Below are 14,015 nucleotides of genomic sequence, written 5' to 3'. Positions count from 1 at the left end.
ATTGAGCGGCAGTTGGACCATTGAGTTCGTTCTGCCGTGCCTGTCCGACCTGCAACGGACTGATGCCGATCAAGGATTGCAAACATAGAAAGATACTGACCGTCTTGGGCGAAATTCCTGCGCGCTTCCCTCGCCTGATGGTCTGCCAGAAGTGCCACCCGGCATGGTGTTTCACCATTTTCCCCTGCAGCTGACATCTGCAAGGACCGCTTCCCGCCCTCTCTGCAGGAAGTGGCTGTTTGGAGGATGCTCTGCAGTCTTGGCAGTCGCAGTGTATGTGTGTTAGAAAACCTCAGACGAAAATCGATTTTGTCCGAGGTTATCTATCAATGCCCCGAGATCCGACACAGAGGCAGCGCCTCCTTGAATATCTGGAGTCCCATGCGCCGGCGCGGGCACGGGATCTTGAGGCTGTGGGCGTGTCAGCGGCAACAATCTCCCGCTCGGTGCAGTCCGGAGACATCCTCCGGCTTGGTCGAGGACTCTATAGCCTGCCCGACAGCACCCCCGATACGCATGAAACTCTCATCGAAGTCGCCAAGCGCGCGCCCAAGGCCGTCATCTGCCTCACATCGGCACTGGCGTTCCACGGCCTGACAGATCAACTTCCGCGACGTGTCTGGATCGCCATTGGCGCCAGGGACTGGGAACCAAAGATCACCTATCCGAAAATCCGAACCGTCCGGTTTCGCGAACCCTATTTCTCCAGCGGTATCGAGGACCACCAGATGGGCGGGGCGACGATCAGAATGTACTCGATACCCAAGACGCTGGCCGACGCATTCCGAAACAAGCGCCTCGTCGATCGATCGGTCGCCATAGAGGCGCTCAAGGCCGCGATCGAACAGCGCAAGGCGACCCCGTCAGCCATTGCCGAGGCTGCGCGCACCTACAGCGCCTGGAACCAGATGCGTCCCTACCTTGAGGCCGTGACGTCGAATGGCTGACAAACACAGGAATGTCGCCGCATCGGTGCGTCAGAGACTGCTGAACCTCGCACGATCGGAGGGACAGGCCTTCGACGTGGTACTGGTCGCATTCGGACTGGAACGGCTCATCTACCGACTGTCGGTGTCGGCACACCGCGATCGGTTCGTCTTGAAGGGCGGGATGCTCGTGACTCTCTGGACGAAGGACAGAGGCCGGTTCACCCGAGACATCGACTTCCTGTCGTTCGGCGCCGAGGACGAGGCGACCCTGAAAAAGACCATCGGCGAAATTCTCGCAATCGACGCGGATGACGGCCTGATCTTTGACGACGCCAGTCTCACGGCAGCCCCGATCCGCGAAGATCAGGTCTACGGCGGTATGCGCCTCAGGACGGTCGCCTACCTAGAGAAGACGCGCATCCCGATCACGATCGATGTCGGGTTCGGAGACGCGCTCGGAAATCCCGACTACACGCTCGACTATGGCTCCCTGCTCGACTTTCCCACGGCAACGGTGCGTGCCTACTCGCCTGAGACGGTCATCGCGGAGAAGTTTCAGGCAGTCGTCGCACTCGGTGTCATCAACGGTCGGATGAAGGACTACTACGACCTTTGGGCGCTGCCGAAAGCCATCGATCTCCATCCAGATGACATGCTAGCCAGCATAGAGATGACTTTTGAGCGGCGCCAAACGGAGGTGCCGCACGAGCGGCCACCGGGCCTGTCCCAGGCGTTCGCAACCGACGCGACGAAGGCCGCACAGTGGCGTGCCTATTCCGAGGCGACAGAGATCGAAGGCGTCAGCCTCGCAGAAGTCGTGGATGACATCTGGACCACCCTCGAACCGATCTGCGCGCGCGCCGATGCTGCGAACAGGAAATAGGGATGTCTGCTTGGTTTCAGCGGACCTGCTCAAGCCCCCGTTGCAGACAACACCCCTGCATCTTCCAGCTGCTCCCGATCAGGTAAGTCATTGAGCGACTCTAGGTCGAAGGCGACCAAAAACTGCTCGGTCGTCACATAGGTATAGGGCGCCCCCCTCTGCGGCGACCGCGGCCCCGTCCCGATCAGCCCGCGTGCATGAAGCCGCCCGATCAGGTCGCGGCTGATGTCTTTGCCGAAGATCTCCGCCAGCCCGTCCCGCGTGACCGGCTGGTGATAGGCAATCGCCGCCAGAACCGCGACATCGAACTCGCCAAGGTCGAGCATCTGACCGCCCACATCCGCCGCCGCCCTGACGGCAGCGCCATATGCCGCCCGCGTCCTCAGAACCCAGCCCCCCGGCACATGCGCCACCTCAAAGGCCCGCCCTTCCAGATCGGCGGCAAGGTCCTGCAGCACCAGATCGACGGAAACCCCCTGCCCCACGACGCGCGCCAGATCCTCGCGGGGCACCGGCGACGCGCTGGCGAACAGCACAGCCTCGACGCGCCGCATCCATTCGCGCCAGCGCAGATCGGGCGGCAGGTCGTCCAGCTCTCGGTCCAGATCGTGTTCGGCGTTGTCCTCGGTCGCCTTTCTGGGTCGCATGTCCGAACCGCGAAACCGGTTCCCACTTTCGCTGGCCATGCTCATACGACTCAGACCCCGTACAGCCGGAACGAGTCGCGCCCGGTCAGCTCGCGCACCGCGCCAAGCTCCACCAGCCTGTCGCAGAACCGCCGCGCCGCGCGCGGGGACCGGAGCGCGGTCAGCGCGGCGGGCGCGACGGCGTCAGAGGTCAGGAACAGCGCTACGGCCTCCCCGGCCCCCTTCGCCCTCAGCTTGGGCGCAACAGCCGTCAGGCGCGCCGCCCGGCGCGTCAGGTCCGACGCCTCGCGCGTCACCACGGCCTCCGCCGACGCAATCGCCCGATGACAGACCAGCCGCAGATCGTCCGCCGTTCTGCGCAGGTCCGCGCGCCTCAGCCCAAGCGTCAGAACAGGCAGCGTTCGGGACCAGCCAAGCGCCGCCGACAGGGCCGCTTCGGCACATAGCAGCGCCGCAACCGGATCGCGTGGCTGGCGCTCGACAACCCGCTGCAACACGGATGCCGCACGCCGCACCGGGCCGCCCTCGGTCTCGCCAGCCCACGCACGGACCTCCTGCGGATCATATCCCGGCAATGCCCGCTCCAGCGAACCCATTGGCCCGCGCCGCCCGATTGCCAGATGCCACGCCCGATAGACCTCGCCCGCCGGTCCGGGGCTGTCTCCGGGCTGCAGAAAGGCCAGCGCATCGCGTAACTCCGCCACCCGCTCCGGTCGACCCTGATGTGTCACGCAGGCCTCAGCGGCGGTCAGTGCAAGCCGCTCTCTCAGCAACGACAGAGGCACATCGGGCCGCGTCAGCAAAAGATCGAGACGCGCCAGCGCCGCACCTGACAAAAACGCCACATCTTCAAGCGTTTCGCCATAGCCGGGCGTGACCTGGGACCGGGGCTGGGATACTGTCTGATCACCCGCCGGGATGTCTGTGGCCTGATATGTCATGCCACAAGACTAACGTAAGGCGGCGCTTTCTCCTACAAGATACTGTATAAACCGCCCTACCCTGCCGGATTCGTTTATGTCCAATAATCTTGCATTATCGGACATGAATGGCTTAAGGTCGCAACCATGCGCAAATGCACCCCAGAACGCCTTCCACACCACCACTTTCGGCCATGGTTCCGCGCATTCAACGCCTTTCGTCCGACGCGGCAAGGACCCTGCCCTTGAGCACAGATACCGACGACACTGACGGAAACGATCCCGCGGACGAGCCCTCCCTGCCCGCGCATGTTGCCGGGTCCGGCGCGCTCGACCGGCTTGTTGAAACGGCGCGCGACTATGCGCTGGCTTCGACTGCCGAAAACACCGCCAAGGCCTATGCCGCCGACTGGGCGCATTTCGCGCGCTGGTGCCGCCTTCGGGGAACCGGCCCTGTTCCGCCCTCACCGGAACTGATCGGGCTTTATCTGGCCGACCTCGCCGCACCATCCGACGGGTCTCCCCGCCTCTCGGTTGCAACGATCGAGCGGCGCCTCTCCGGCCTTTCCTGGAATTACGCCCAACGCGGGATGCCGCTGGACCGTGGGAATCGGCACATCGCCACCGTTCTCGCGGGCATTCGCCGGAAACACGCGCGACCGCCCACTCAGAAGGAAGCTATCCTTCCGCATGAGATCCTCGCCATGGTCGCGACACTGCCCGCCGACCTTCGCGGACTGCGCGACCGCGCAATCCTTCTGATCGGTTTCGCAGGCGGCCTCAGACGTAACGAAATCGTAAGCCTCGATATGCACCGCGACGACACGCTCGACAGCGCCGGCTGGATCGAAATCGAAGACGGCGGCGCGGTTCTGACCCTGAACTCCAAGACCGGCTGGCGCGAGGTCGAGATCGGCCGCGGCTCCAGCGACCGGACCTGCCCCGTCCACGCGCTCGAGCAATGGCTGCACTTCGCCCGGATCGACTTCGGCCCCGTTTTTGTCCGGACCTCGCGGGATGGTCAGAAGGCACTGGACACCCGCCTCTCCGACAAACACGTCGCCCGGCTCATCAAGGCGACCGTGCTGAAGAGCGGCATTCGGTCCGAGATCCCCGAAGCCGAGCGCCTCGCCCTCTTTTCCGGCCATTCGCTCCGCGCAGGTCTCGCAAGTTCCGCCGAGGTGGACGAACGCTTTGTCCAAAAACATCTCGGTCACGCGTCCGCCGAAATGACCCGCCGCTATCAGAGACGGCGGGACAGGTTCCGGGTGAACCTGACGCGCGCTGCCGGTTTGTGAAAAGTTCACAACTGTGAACTTTGACGGTGCGAGTTCACAGCTGTGAACTTCCACCATCCGGCCGATTCAACAACGCCATGACCATCGGGCCGGGTGAGAATGCATCCTCTGCCGCCTTTCGTGTCAGATGCCTCAAATACCCGCCCGGAGTTGAGATCTCCTCGAACCGCTCCAGCATCGCCGCCAGAACGACCGCTGCATTCTCAGGTCCCATGACCCGGCAAGCCTCGTCCCAGGCACTGGGAGAAATGCCCATCTGCGGCCTCAGGACATCCGCCGCGCGCACGAAATGGTGCCAATGGCCAATTCTGTTCGGTGACATCGCCAGGAATTCCGGACAGGCCTTTAATACAAGCCCCAGTGGCAGACGGGGCAGGGGCGCGTCGTCCAGATCACGAATGGTATCGCCGGAGTCCGGAACCGGACCTTCGTCTATAGCCTCGCTTCCGGCCTCCCGATCGGCGGTCTCAGACGCTTCGGCTTCAACCGGCGCCCCTTTGCTTTCTAAGCAAGGTTCAAGGGCATAAGAGTCTGTATTTGAAGTCTGATAGTGCCGCTCAGAATGAACGTCTTTGGCGACCATAATCTTTGCATCAGTCTCTGAACAAGGCTCTAACAACGCGGACGCCGTCTTGAGTGCTGCGTCGAGCGCCCGCTCCAATGCCTCCATCTCGTCCCAGACCGGAACGCGGCGGAGAGCCTGGCTGACGCTTTGGGCGAGTTCGTTCAGCTCCTGCCAGAGAGAGCGCCTGTCAGGGCGCGTCTCGGCGCCGTAGGAGGCCAGAGAAGCCAGGTCGCGGCGCATGAGGCTGACGGTGCGGCGGAGGCGCTCCAGACGCTCTGTCTGGGCGCGGATCGCCTCGGCCATCCGGCAGAACTCGTCGTAGCGGTGGACGAGGGGTGAAAGATCGAAGCCGAACGCCTCTTTCTCGCCGTCGTACCGCCGGGCAAATCGCTTGCCGTTGGGGCTGTCGCGGCGGACGATCAGACCGGCGCTCACAAGTGCCGCGAGATGGCGCCTGAGGGTCGATTCCGGCATCCCGTTGGCCCGCTCGGAGATCGCGGCGTTCGATGGGTAGACAATCAGGTCATGATCGTTACCGCCGAGCGCGGTGGAGGGATGGAAGCTGAGGAGAGTCTGAAGGACCCCCACAGCACGGTCGGACACTCCAAGCGCCACACGCGCCGCCGCGATTTCGCGGAGCACTTCCCACTTGTTCACGCCCTTTGGGGGCAGGGGTGCCTGAGCCGCGGTTTCATGGGCCAGAAGGCCAGCCTCTACCGGTCGCCTGAACGGCGTTCTGGGAACGTAAGTCATGTGATGTCACACTCAGGCACAGAAAATCCGCGCCGCGAATCACTTAGGACTTGCGGGAACGAAAGCCGACCACTACCTTGAGGGTGCAAAACGACAAGTTAGGGTCTCGTGGGGCGTCCGCTCTGCGGGACCTTTTCTTTACCTGCTCGTGCCTCCTTTTTTCTCTGCTCTACCTCAGTCTTCGGCGCCGGTTTTCCACCGGTCGTGAAGCTCTTGAATGACTTTGTCGCTATGCCGGTCCAGCCAGTCCGCGAAGCCGCCCTCGGGCAGATCGAGCCGGAGACCGGTCTTTGTCCGCGTCAGCCGCGCCGCACGCTCGCCGTCGATCACGAGATCGCGGCGAAGGGGGGCAGGGCCGCGATCGGGCTTGTCCTTGGTCCTGACGGGTTCGGGGCGGGCCACCTCGGCGGCGACCGCCTCGAACGCGGCGACGGATGGATGGGTCAGGTCTTCTGACGTATCTTCAAGCACGACGGCGGCTTCCGCCGTCACATAGGCCCGCTCGGCCACGTCGATCAGAACCGCCTCGCTGATGCGGCTGGCGGTGATGTCGCGCGCCAGCGCCTCCCACCGGGGACGGCCGATACCGGGCGCGGCACCGATGGCGCGCACAAGCTCGACACCGACGCTGTCGACCACCGCCAAAGCCATCGAAATCGCCGATTTCGTGACTGTCAGCACCTCGGCGATATGCGCCTGGGTCCCGAACCCCTCATCCACGAGAGTGCGGGCGAAGAGCGCCTTTTCGATGAAGGTCAGGTCGCGCCGCGCCATGTTTTCGGAGATCTGGGCGCGAAGTGCATCGTCATCGTTCATCGACGTAACGATGGCACGGACCTTGTCGATCTTGTCGGAGAGGCGGATCGCCTCAAGGCGTCGGCGGCCATAGACGAGGTGAAACCGCTCGGGGTCCGTTGGGTCGCGGCGAACAAGGATCGGCACGGTCTGACCGTTCGCCTCGATCGCGTCGCGGAGGTCGTCCACGTCATCGGTGTCGAGACGGTCGGTCGGGCGGTTGTCGACGATTGCGGCCGGATCGAGTTCCCACACGTGGTGGGCATCGACGGCGTCGCGGGCCGAGCGAAGCGCCCGGTTGGTGGCCATCATGGACGGCGCCGTCGCCGGGGCGGCGGAGGCGAGCGTGTCGAGCATCGACATGCGCTTTTTGCGGCTGTCGTTCATGTCCGGCCCCAAGTCTGCTGAATCAACTGCGCGATCTCGTCATTCACCGCGTTCAGGCTTTCGATGGCGCGGTCATAGGTGGTGCGGGTGAAGGCCGAGCGTTCGACCTCGTAGAGGGTCTGTTTCGTCAGGCCCGCATCAGAAATGGCGGTGGATTTGAGCATGGGCGCATTGAGCACCTTGTCGCCGTACATGGTGCGGAGGAAGGCAACGATGCGGTTCTGGGGCGCATCCGTCGGCTCGTACCGGGTGAGGACGTAGCGCATCCAGTCATGGCTCATGTCGGCGCCCGATTCCGCGATTACGTCCATCAGGTCGGCGGTCATGCGGAGAAACTGGCTCATCGACATGACGTCCAGCATCTCGGGGTGGATGGTGACCAGAAGGCCGGTGGCGGCGGAAAGCGCCGACATGGTGAGAAAGCCAAGCTGCGGCGGGCAGTCGATTACGACGACGTCGTAATCGCCCTCGACCTGGGCCAGAACGTCTCTAACGCGGAAGAAAAAGAGACCTGCGTTGCCCTGAGAGAGGGCGCGGGGTGTCTCGTGCTCGAACTCCATCAGTTCGAGATTGCCCGGAATTAGGTCGAGATTGGGGATGTAGGTCTTGCGGATCACGTCCCGGATCGGGGCAGGGGAGGTGTAGCGGATCGCGTCGTAGAGCGTGCCGCCCTCCAACAGGTCGAACTCGGGCTGGACGCCGTGGAGCGCGGTGAAGGACGCCTGCGGATCGAGGTCGATGCCGAGGACGCGGTAGCCGGTGAGCGCGAGGCGTTGGGCGAGGTGGGCAGACGTCGTGGTCTTGCCCGAGCCGCCCTTGAAGTTCATGACGCCGATCACCTGGAGATGGTCGCCCTCGCGCCGGCCGGGAAGGTAATCGCCCGGTTTGCGGGCGGTCTTCTCAAGCAGGTGACGGAGCGCGTTGATGTCCTCGGCCGAGTAATGGCGGCGGTTGCCGCGGGAGATCTCGGGCGAGGGGCCGCGACCCTCGAGGTGGAGCTTTCTCAGGTAGCTGTCATTGACGCCGAGAAGCTGCGCGGCCTCACCTGAGGTGAACTTCCGCATCTCCTTGGCGGCGTCGGGTGGAAAGAGGCTTTCGCGCTGCGCATGGAGTTGCGCCGCGAGTTGCTCGGAGTGTTGCCGGATGACGCTGTTCAGGTCATCCTGGCTGAAGGTCATGTTCATCTGCTCGCTGCCCGCACCGTGTTCACGGATTTTGTCGTCTATCCGCTCTTTTCCGTGACTATCACCCTGTGGATAGATTCGCGCAAGGGTAAACTGAGGCCGCGGGGCAGGGGGGGCAGGGAGATTAGGCGGGTCCGAGACATGCCGGGCCCGGTGCGGAGGACCGCCAAAGGAAAAGGGCGCCCGCCTGGGACGCCCTTTCCGAAGTGCCTCACCGCCAAGGCTTAGCTGGCGGCGATCATCTCGGAGGCCTGCGCGAGGTACTCTTCCATGCGCTGGCGCGCACGGCCGCGCTGGCGGACTTCGCCGGCGGCATCCAGCATCTCCTGGGTGACGTCGCCCACGAGGATCAGGCCCACCATGCCGGCCGACTGGTGCGGCGTGCAGTGGTAACCATAGACGCCGGCCACTTCGAACTTGTGCTCGACATCGTCGTTGATCTTGCCACTCCAGCCTTCGGCGCCCTCGGGAAGCATGTCGTCATTGGCTTCCGAGTTGTGGCCGCGGTCGGTGGCCACGAACTTGACCGTGTCGCCTTTAGCGATCTGAAGCACAGGCGGGTTGAACACCTGACGCTCGTTCGAGTCGGGTGCCTTGTTCAGCATTTCAACCTCATGCATGGCACCATGGCTGCCGGCAAAAGCCTTCATCGGGCCGGTTGCCAGTGCGGTCGCACCCATCAGTTTGAGGCCGTCACGACGCGTGATCTTCATATTCATATCTCCTTCCATTGTTCGTCGGCGCACCGCTTTTCCAAGGCAGTACGCCGCTCATTCACGCCACTTAGGCGATAATTCGGATCAGGCAACAGCGCGAGCGATCGCGCAGCGCTGCCAGAGGGAATTCAATGCCTCGACAAGATATGCAATATCATCGTCGCTATGGAGCGGTCCGGGGGTGATCCTCAGCCGTTCCAGACCTTTCGGCACTGTCGGATAATTGATCGGCTGCACGTAGATGCCCCAGTCATCCATCAGCATGTCCGAGATCATCCGGCATTTCACCGGGTCTCCGATCATCACGGGGATGATATGGCTGGGATTGGGCATGTGCGGGATGCCCTTCTCGTCCAGCAGCCGCCTGAGAAGCGCCACCTGACGCCTCTGGCGTGCACGCTCCAACTGGGACCTCTTCAGGTGCTTCACCGACGTACAGGCGGCCGCCGCGACGGCCGGGGGCAGGGCGGTGGTAAAGATGAAGCCGCTGGCAAAACTCCGGATGAAGTCGCACAGCGCCGCCGAGCCGGTAATGTAACCGCCGAAGGTGCCGAAGGCCTTGCCGAGCGTCCCTTCGATCAGCGTGATCCGGTCCATCAGACCCAGTTCCTCGGCCACGCCGCCGCCGCGGGGGCCGTACATGCCCACGGCGTGGACCTCGTCGATATAGGTCATCGCGCCATGGGCATCCGCCACGTCGCAGATCTCGGCGATGGGGGCGATGTCGCCATCCATGGAATAGACGCTCTCGAAAGCCACGATCTTGGGCCGGCCCTCGGGAATGGCGGCCAGACGGCGGTTCAGGTCCTCGGGGTCGTTGTGCTTCCAGATGACCTTCTCGGCGCGGCTGTGCCGGATGCCTTCGATCATCGAGGCGTGGTTGAGCGAATCCGACAGGATCACCGCGCCGGGCAGGCGGCTCCCGAGCGTCGAGAGAGCGGCCCAGTTCGACACATAGCCCGACGAGAACAGAAGCGCCGCTTCCTTGCCGTGCAGATCGGCAAGCTCGCGTTCCAGTTCGACATGCTGATGCACGGTGCCAGAGATATTCCGCGTGCCGCCCGCGCCGGTGCCGCAGGCCTCGGCCGTCTCGACCATGGCACGCACGACGTCCGGATGCTGGCCCATGCCCAGATAGTCGTTCGAGCACCAGACGGTGACCTCGCGCTTGCCATCGGGTCCGTAATTGTCGGCCTTCGGGAACGCGCCGCAGCGCCGTTCCATCTCCGCGAAGATGCGATAATTGCCTTCCTCTTTCAGCTCGGTCAGCTGATCCCGGAACAGTTTTTCAAAATCCATGTCGCACCTTCAGTCTGCAGTCGTCGTGTTCGGTTTCGGTTGCGGCAGCATCCAGCGCCACAGTTTCGCATCCGGCAATGGCAGCACCATCAGCCAGTGTTCGAGCGTGGCGAGCGCCGTCAGCGCCGCCAGAAGGGAAAATCCGACCTCGCCCGTCACCACCAGCCGTTCCAGCCAGCAGGCGGTGGCGAAGGAGAGCGCCGTGATCGAGATCGGGAAGAGCCAGTTGATCTTCCGGATACGGAAATACGAGGGCAGATGCGCCAGCGGGCCGGGTATGAATTCCAGGTTCACCCGCGGCACGCCCAGATAGAGGTTCAGCTTGGCCGAGATGCGGGCGAAGAACAGGACCGCGAAGGTCCAGAAGGCGACCTGCGTCTCGGCGCCCTGGCTGATCCCCCAGAGCGCGACAAGCGCCACCAGAAGCAGAAGCTCGTGATAGAGGATCGTGCCCACCGCGCTTGAGAACCGTGTCCAGCCCGAGGCCTCGGCAGGGCAGGGGGCGCGGCGCGGCCCGGTGACCAGCCCCGACAGGAACGACAGTTCGATCCACCCCCAGATGGCGAGCGCCGAGACGAAGCCGATCCACGCGCCGGGCGCACCGGCGGTCTCGAGCGACATCATCAGCCCCACGACTCCGGCAAACAGCACCGGCATCGACAGAAGCGAGGCCCAGACATGTCCGTCCGGCCCGTCGCCATCGGCCCGGCGCACCACGAACAGGATCGCCCCGGTGGAAAACCACCAGAGAAAAAGCGCCATGAGCGCGGCGATCCACGGGTTCTCTAGCACCTCTGCCCTTCGCCTGTTTCAAAATATCCCGGGGAGCGCGAGGGGCTGGCCCCTCGCACCGCGACGCCGGAGGCGGCGCAATCCCTCAATATGCCGGCTCCAGCCGGACGTTTTCGGGCACCGCGTTCCGCTTCGACGGGATCGTATAAAGCCCCGCAAAGGCGAGAGCGGCCCGCGCGCCCGCCGTCATGCGACCCACGGCGCCCGCGATACCGCCCCGGCGCTTCGCGGCGTCCAGATCGGTGAAGGCGCGTTCCAGCCGCCTCAGCGTCGGTTTCCAGCGCGGGTGGTCGATGTCCAGCTCCAGCGGGAAGACCTGGCGCGCGATGGTCGATGTCTTGCGGAACACTTCCTGGTCATACCACTCGATGTCGACGCCAAGCGCCTCGTGGAACCGGGGCCGGGCGTGATCGCGGACCCACATGGTGCCGTAGACCGCCGTCAGGAAGAACTTGATCCAGAGCTTGTTGACGAAGCTCTCGGTCAGCTTGGGGTCGGTCTTCATCAGAAGCGCGAAGGCCTCGCCATGGCTGAACTCGTCGTTGCACCATTCCCTGAACCACTTGAAGATCGGGTGGAAGCGGTGCTCGGGGTTCGCCTCGAGGTGGCGATAGATGGTGATGTAGCGGGCGTAGCCGATCTTCTCGGAAAGATAGGTGGCGTAGTAGATGAACTTGGGCCGGAAGTAGGTGTATTTCTTTTCCTTCGTCAGGAAGCCGAGGTTAACCGCGATCCCCGCCTCGCGGAGCGCGTCGTTAATGAAGCCCGCGTGGCGCGCCTCGTCGCGGGACATGAAGGAGAACAGCTCGCAGATATCGGGGTTGTTGCCGCGCCGCTTCATCTCCTTGTAAAGGACGCAGCCCGAGAACTCGGCGGTGCAGGAGGAGACGAGGAAGTCGATGAACTCCTTCTTCAGCTCCGGCTCCATGCCGTCCCAGTCGATCTGGTCCCAGTCCTCGGTCTTCTTGAAGTGGCCCTTGTTCGGGTCGGACCGCATCTGGTCCAGAAGCTTGTCCCAGTCCTCGCGGACGGGCGTGACGTCGATCGCGTCCATCTCGTCGAAATCGGTGGTGTAGAAGCGCGGCGTCAGGATGGTGTTCTGCATCGCCAGATCGGTGGAGGACGTCGTGTCGGGTGCGTCGGTGGTTCCGTGGCGCGACACGGGCGAGGGGGCGCCGTTCAGACGGTCGGTCGATTGCACGTTCATAGCGTCACCTCTTCCGAGAAGGAAAACTCGCAGAGCTCGATGAATTCGAGATCCCCCGTCATCCGCGTCCAGAGCCGTTCGACGGCGCTTGCCCGCGTGATGGTCGCTTCACGCGCCTCGCGGACGATCTCGCCGAAGGGGGCCATGACGGGCTCGCCATGGACCAGAACGCTGTCGCCCGGATGGACGACCGCGCCGTTGTCGAAGCGCACATGCGCCGACAGTTCCTCGAAGCGGTGGCTGACCTCGACGGTGCAGGGCACCTTTTCGGTCTCTCGTGTCAGAAGTCCCATGTTTTGGTTCCCTTTTTGATTTTATTTCAGCAGTTCGAGCCAGACGCCCCGGTTGCCCGGGCCGAAGGACGACAGTTCCATGCTCCACCCCGAGCCGGTGTCGAAGAGCGACAGGCGGCCGTTCTGGTAGAGCGTCAGCTTGACCGGTGGGTTGCCCTCGGTCCCGTGGACGATGCGGGCGCGTTCCAGCCCGTCCGTCACCACCGAGACGAAGCCGCCATTGTCCACGTTCAGGACGACGTCGCCGGTGTTGGCATCCGTGACCCGCATCGCCTTGCCGGCGGGGTCGAGCACGAGGAAGCGTTCGGTGAAGATCGGCGCCGCCTTGGGTTGCCCCACAAGCGGGCGGTCCGTGATAACGGCGAAGCTGACCAGCAGCACCACCGCGATGGCGAGCGAAAACATGGCGATGACAAGCCGGCGCGGGATCAGCTCGCGGTCGCGCCGTTCCATGGCGCGGGCCTCGGCGTCGAAGTAAAGGCCGGTATCTGTGCGTTGCGACATCTGTCCGTCCTCCTATTCGGCGGCCACGGCGCCCGGATGGGCGATGGCGACGCGTTCGAGTGTGGGCCGGCTGACCCGCGTTTCCGCGGCCTCGGCAAGGATCGCGGCCACCTTCGCGGCATCGGGGATGCAGCGGAGCGCGGGTTGCGTTTCCTTCAGGTGCCAGGGCCGGACATGGGGCCAGAGGATCATGTAGCTGAGCCGGGCCTGCCCCATCGTCCTGAGCGCAATCGTCCCCGTCCCGTTCCGAGACAGCGACAGGTCCGCCGCCGCAATCTTGGGGAAGGGGAGGTTGAGCGTGATGGTCAGCGCAGCGCCGATCCGCATGGCGATCCGCTCGGAGGTGATGGTGTAGACCGTCGCCCGCGCCTGAGCGAGCGCGATCAGGTAGAGGATCGCCGTCACCACGCCCGCCAGGATCAGGAAGGGCAGTCCGGTCAGAAGCGCCTGGCCGAGCGGCAATGTCGTGGTCGACACGCCGACCCGCCAGACGATCAGAAGCGCGAAATAGCCAAGTACCCAGTTCAGGGACAAAGCCTCGCGCAGGAGGGGCCAGACCGAGGGCCGGCCTTGCCACAAGATCACTTCGCCCGGTGGAAGGTCCTCTGGGAGTCCCTTCACCGGCTCCACGGTCACGTCGTCATCATGTGGCATGGCAGTGCCTTTCTGTTCCCTTTTGGTCATAGACGCCCCGGTCGAGCGGGGCGCCCGGTCTTGTCAGTTCACGAGTAGAGCGTGCCGCCGGCGTACCAGGCGCAGATCTTCTCTTCTTCGAGCTTGGTCACCTGGCCCGCTGTGCGGACCTGCGGCACGCCCTCGAAGCGCGACGAATGGAGCGAGGCC

At 63.9% G+C, this 14,015-nt stretch carries 15 protein-coding genes; 3 read left to right on the top strand and 12 right to left on the bottom strand.

Going from position 1 to position 14,015, the window contains the following annotated elements:
- Positions 1-275: 275 nt before the first annotated feature.
- The gene (locus GQ651_RS17855; protein WP_319637485.1) at positions 276-947 is read left to right on the top strand and encodes a type IV toxin-antitoxin system AbiEi family antitoxin domain-containing protein; all 672 of its coding nucleotides are present in this window, start codon (positions 276-278) and stop codon (positions 945-947) included.
- Positions 940-1,812 (top strand): nucleotidyl transferase AbiEii/AbiGii toxin family protein, encoded by an 873-nt coding sequence (locus tag GQ651_RS17850; RefSeq protein WP_160765645.1) that lies wholly within the window; start codon positions 940-942, stop codon positions 1,810-1,812. The genes GQ651_RS17855 and GQ651_RS17850 overlap by 8 nt, the downstream gene beginning before the upstream one ends.
- 29 nt (positions 1,813-1,841) lie before the next feature.
- Here GQ651_RS17850 and scpB read toward each other — a convergent pair whose 3' ends face one another.
- A complete protein-coding gene (gene scpB / locus GQ651_RS17845) occupies positions 1,842-2,459 on the bottom strand; it encodes an SMC-Scp complex subunit ScpB (RefSeq protein ID WP_160765644.1) in 618 nt (205 codons plus the stop codon).
- Positions 2,460-2,509: 50 nt separating this feature from the next.
- Complete coding sequence (locus tag GQ651_RS17840) at positions 2,510-3,400, bottom strand: DUF1403 family protein (RefSeq protein WP_160765643.1); 891 nt, start codon at positions 3,398-3,400, stop codon at positions 2,510-2,512.
- A 224-nt stretch (positions 3,401-3,624) separates the two neighbouring features.
- Here GQ651_RS17840 and GQ651_RS17835 point away from each other — a divergent pair, with 224 nt between their 5' ends.
- Positions 3,625-4,677: a tyrosine-type recombinase/integrase gene (locus tag GQ651_RS17835; RefSeq protein ID WP_227258359.1), complete on the top strand. Its 1,053-nt coding sequence runs from the start codon at positions 3,625-3,627 to the stop codon at positions 4,675-4,677.
- A gap of 34 nt (positions 4,678-4,711) precedes the next feature.
- Here GQ651_RS17835 and repC read toward each other — a convergent pair whose 3' ends face one another.
- The 10 genes from repC to puhB all read right to left on the bottom strand — a co-directional run bounded on the left by repC (position 4,712) and on the right by puhB (position 13,826).
- On the bottom strand, positions 4,712-5,995 hold the full coding sequence (repC, locus tag GQ651_RS17830) for a plasmid replication protein RepC (RefSeq protein ID WP_160765641.1): 1,284 nt from the start codon (positions 5,993-5,995) through the stop codon (positions 4,712-4,714).
- A gap of 174 nt (positions 5,996-6,169) precedes the next feature.
- Complete coding sequence (gene repB, locus GQ651_RS17825; RefSeq protein ID WP_160765640.1) at positions 6,170-7,177, bottom strand: plasmid partitioning protein RepB; 1,008 nt, start codon at positions 7,175-7,177, stop codon at positions 6,170-6,172.
- Entirely contained in the window at positions 7,174-8,361 is a 1,188-nt protein-coding gene (gene repA / locus GQ651_RS17820; RefSeq protein ID WP_160765639.1) for a plasmid partitioning protein RepA, read from the bottom strand. Before repA ends, repB begins: the two co-directional genes overlap by 4 nt.
- Positions 8,362-8,585: 224 nt before the next feature.
- On the bottom strand, positions 8,586-9,074 hold the full coding sequence (locus tag GQ651_RS17815) for a pseudoazurin (RefSeq protein ID WP_160765638.1): 489 nt from the start codon (positions 9,072-9,074) through the stop codon (positions 8,586-8,588).
- Positions 9,075-9,161: 87 nt separating this feature from the next.
- Entirely contained in the window at positions 9,162-10,376 is a 1,215-nt protein-coding gene (gene hemA, locus GQ651_RS17810; protein ID WP_160765637.1) for a 5-aminolevulinate synthase, read from the bottom strand.
- Positions 10,377-10,385: 9 nt separating this feature from the next.
- Positions 10,386-11,168 (bottom strand): putative photosynthetic complex assembly protein PuhE, encoded by a 783-nt coding sequence (gene puhE, locus GQ651_RS17805; protein WP_160765636.1) that lies wholly within the window; start codon positions 11,166-11,168, stop codon positions 10,386-10,388.
- 85 nt (positions 11,169-11,253) lie between these two features.
- Positions 11,254-12,375, bottom strand: a complete 1,122-nt coding sequence (gene acsF, locus GQ651_RS17800) for a magnesium-protoporphyrin IX monomethyl ester (oxidative) cyclase (RefSeq protein WP_160765635.1) — start codon at positions 12,373-12,375, stop codon at positions 11,254-11,256.
- Positions 12,372-12,668 (bottom strand): hypothetical protein, encoded by a 297-nt coding sequence (locus tag GQ651_RS17795; protein ID WP_160765634.1) that lies wholly within the window; start codon positions 12,666-12,668, stop codon positions 12,372-12,374. Before GQ651_RS17795 ends, acsF begins: the two co-directional genes overlap by 4 nt.
- 21 nt (positions 12,669-12,689) lie before the next feature.
- The gene (gene puhC, locus GQ651_RS17790) at positions 12,690-13,172 is read right to left on the bottom strand and encodes a photosynthetic complex assembly protein PuhC (protein WP_227258358.1); all 483 of its coding nucleotides are present in this window, start codon (positions 13,170-13,172) and stop codon (positions 12,690-12,692) included.
- A 12-nt stretch (positions 13,173-13,184) separates the two neighbouring features.
- A complete protein-coding gene (gene puhB, locus GQ651_RS17785) occupies positions 13,185-13,826 on the bottom strand; it encodes a photosynthetic complex putative assembly protein PuhB (RefSeq protein ID WP_160765633.1) in 642 nt (213 codons plus the stop codon).
- Between the last annotated feature and the right edge of the window lie 189 nt (positions 13,827-14,015).

It is taken from the genome of Kangsaoukella pontilimi, assembly GCF_009830125.1.
Lineage (GTDB): Bacteria > Pseudomonadota > Alphaproteobacteria > Rhodobacterales > Rhodobacteraceae > Kangsaoukella > Kangsaoukella pontilimi.
Note: the sequence above shows the minus strand (reverse complement) of the source record. Positions and strands in the feature narration are given on the sequence as shown.

Bases quoted from the DNA above. Each gene is read 5' to 3' on its own strand.
- GQ651_RS17855 (WP_319637485.1), top strand. From the start codon at position 276: ATGTGTGTTAGAAAACCTCAGACGAAAATCGATTTTGTCCGAGGTTAT.
- GQ651_RS17850 (WP_160765645.1), top strand. From the start codon at position 940: ATGGCTGACAAACACAGGAATGTCGCCGCATCGGTGCGTCAGAGACTG.
- scpB (WP_160765644.1), bottom strand. From the start codon at position 2,459: ATGCGACCCAGAAAGGCGACCGAGGACAACGCCGAACACGATCTGGAC.
- GQ651_RS17840 (WP_160765643.1), bottom strand. From the start codon at position 3,400: ATGACATATCAGGCCACAGACATCCCGGCGGGTGATCAGACAGTATCC.
- repC (WP_160765641.1), bottom strand. From the start codon at position 5,995: ATGACTTACGTTCCCAGAACGCCGTTCAGGCGACCGGTAGAGGCTGGC.
- repB (WP_160765640.1), bottom strand. From the start codon at position 7,177: ATGAACGACAGCCGCAAAAAGCGCATGTCGATGCTCGACACGCTCGCC.
- repA (WP_160765639.1), bottom strand. From the start codon at position 8,361: ATGAACATGACCTTCAGCCAGGATGACCTGAACAGCGTCATCCGGCAA.
- GQ651_RS17815 (WP_160765638.1), bottom strand. From the start codon at position 9,074: ATGAAGATCACGCGTCGTGACGGCCTCAAACTGATGGGTGCGACCGCA.
- hemA (WP_160765637.1), bottom strand. From the start codon at position 10,376: ATGGATTTTGAAAAACTGTTCCGGGATCAGCTGACCGAGCTGAAAGAG.
- acsF (WP_160765635.1), bottom strand. From the start codon at position 12,375: ATGAACGTGCAATCGACCGACCGTCTGAACGGCGCCCCCTCGCCCGTG.
- GQ651_RS17795 (WP_160765634.1), bottom strand. From the start codon at position 12,668: ATGGGACTTCTGACACGAGAGACCGAAAAGGTGCCCTGCACCGTCGAG.
- puhC (WP_227258358.1), bottom strand. From the start codon at position 13,172: ATGTCGCAACGCACAGATACCGGCCTTTACTTCGACGCCGAGGCCCGC.
- puhB (WP_160765633.1), bottom strand. From the start codon at position 13,826: ATGCCACATGATGACGACGTGACCGTGGAGCCGGTGAAGGGACTCCCA.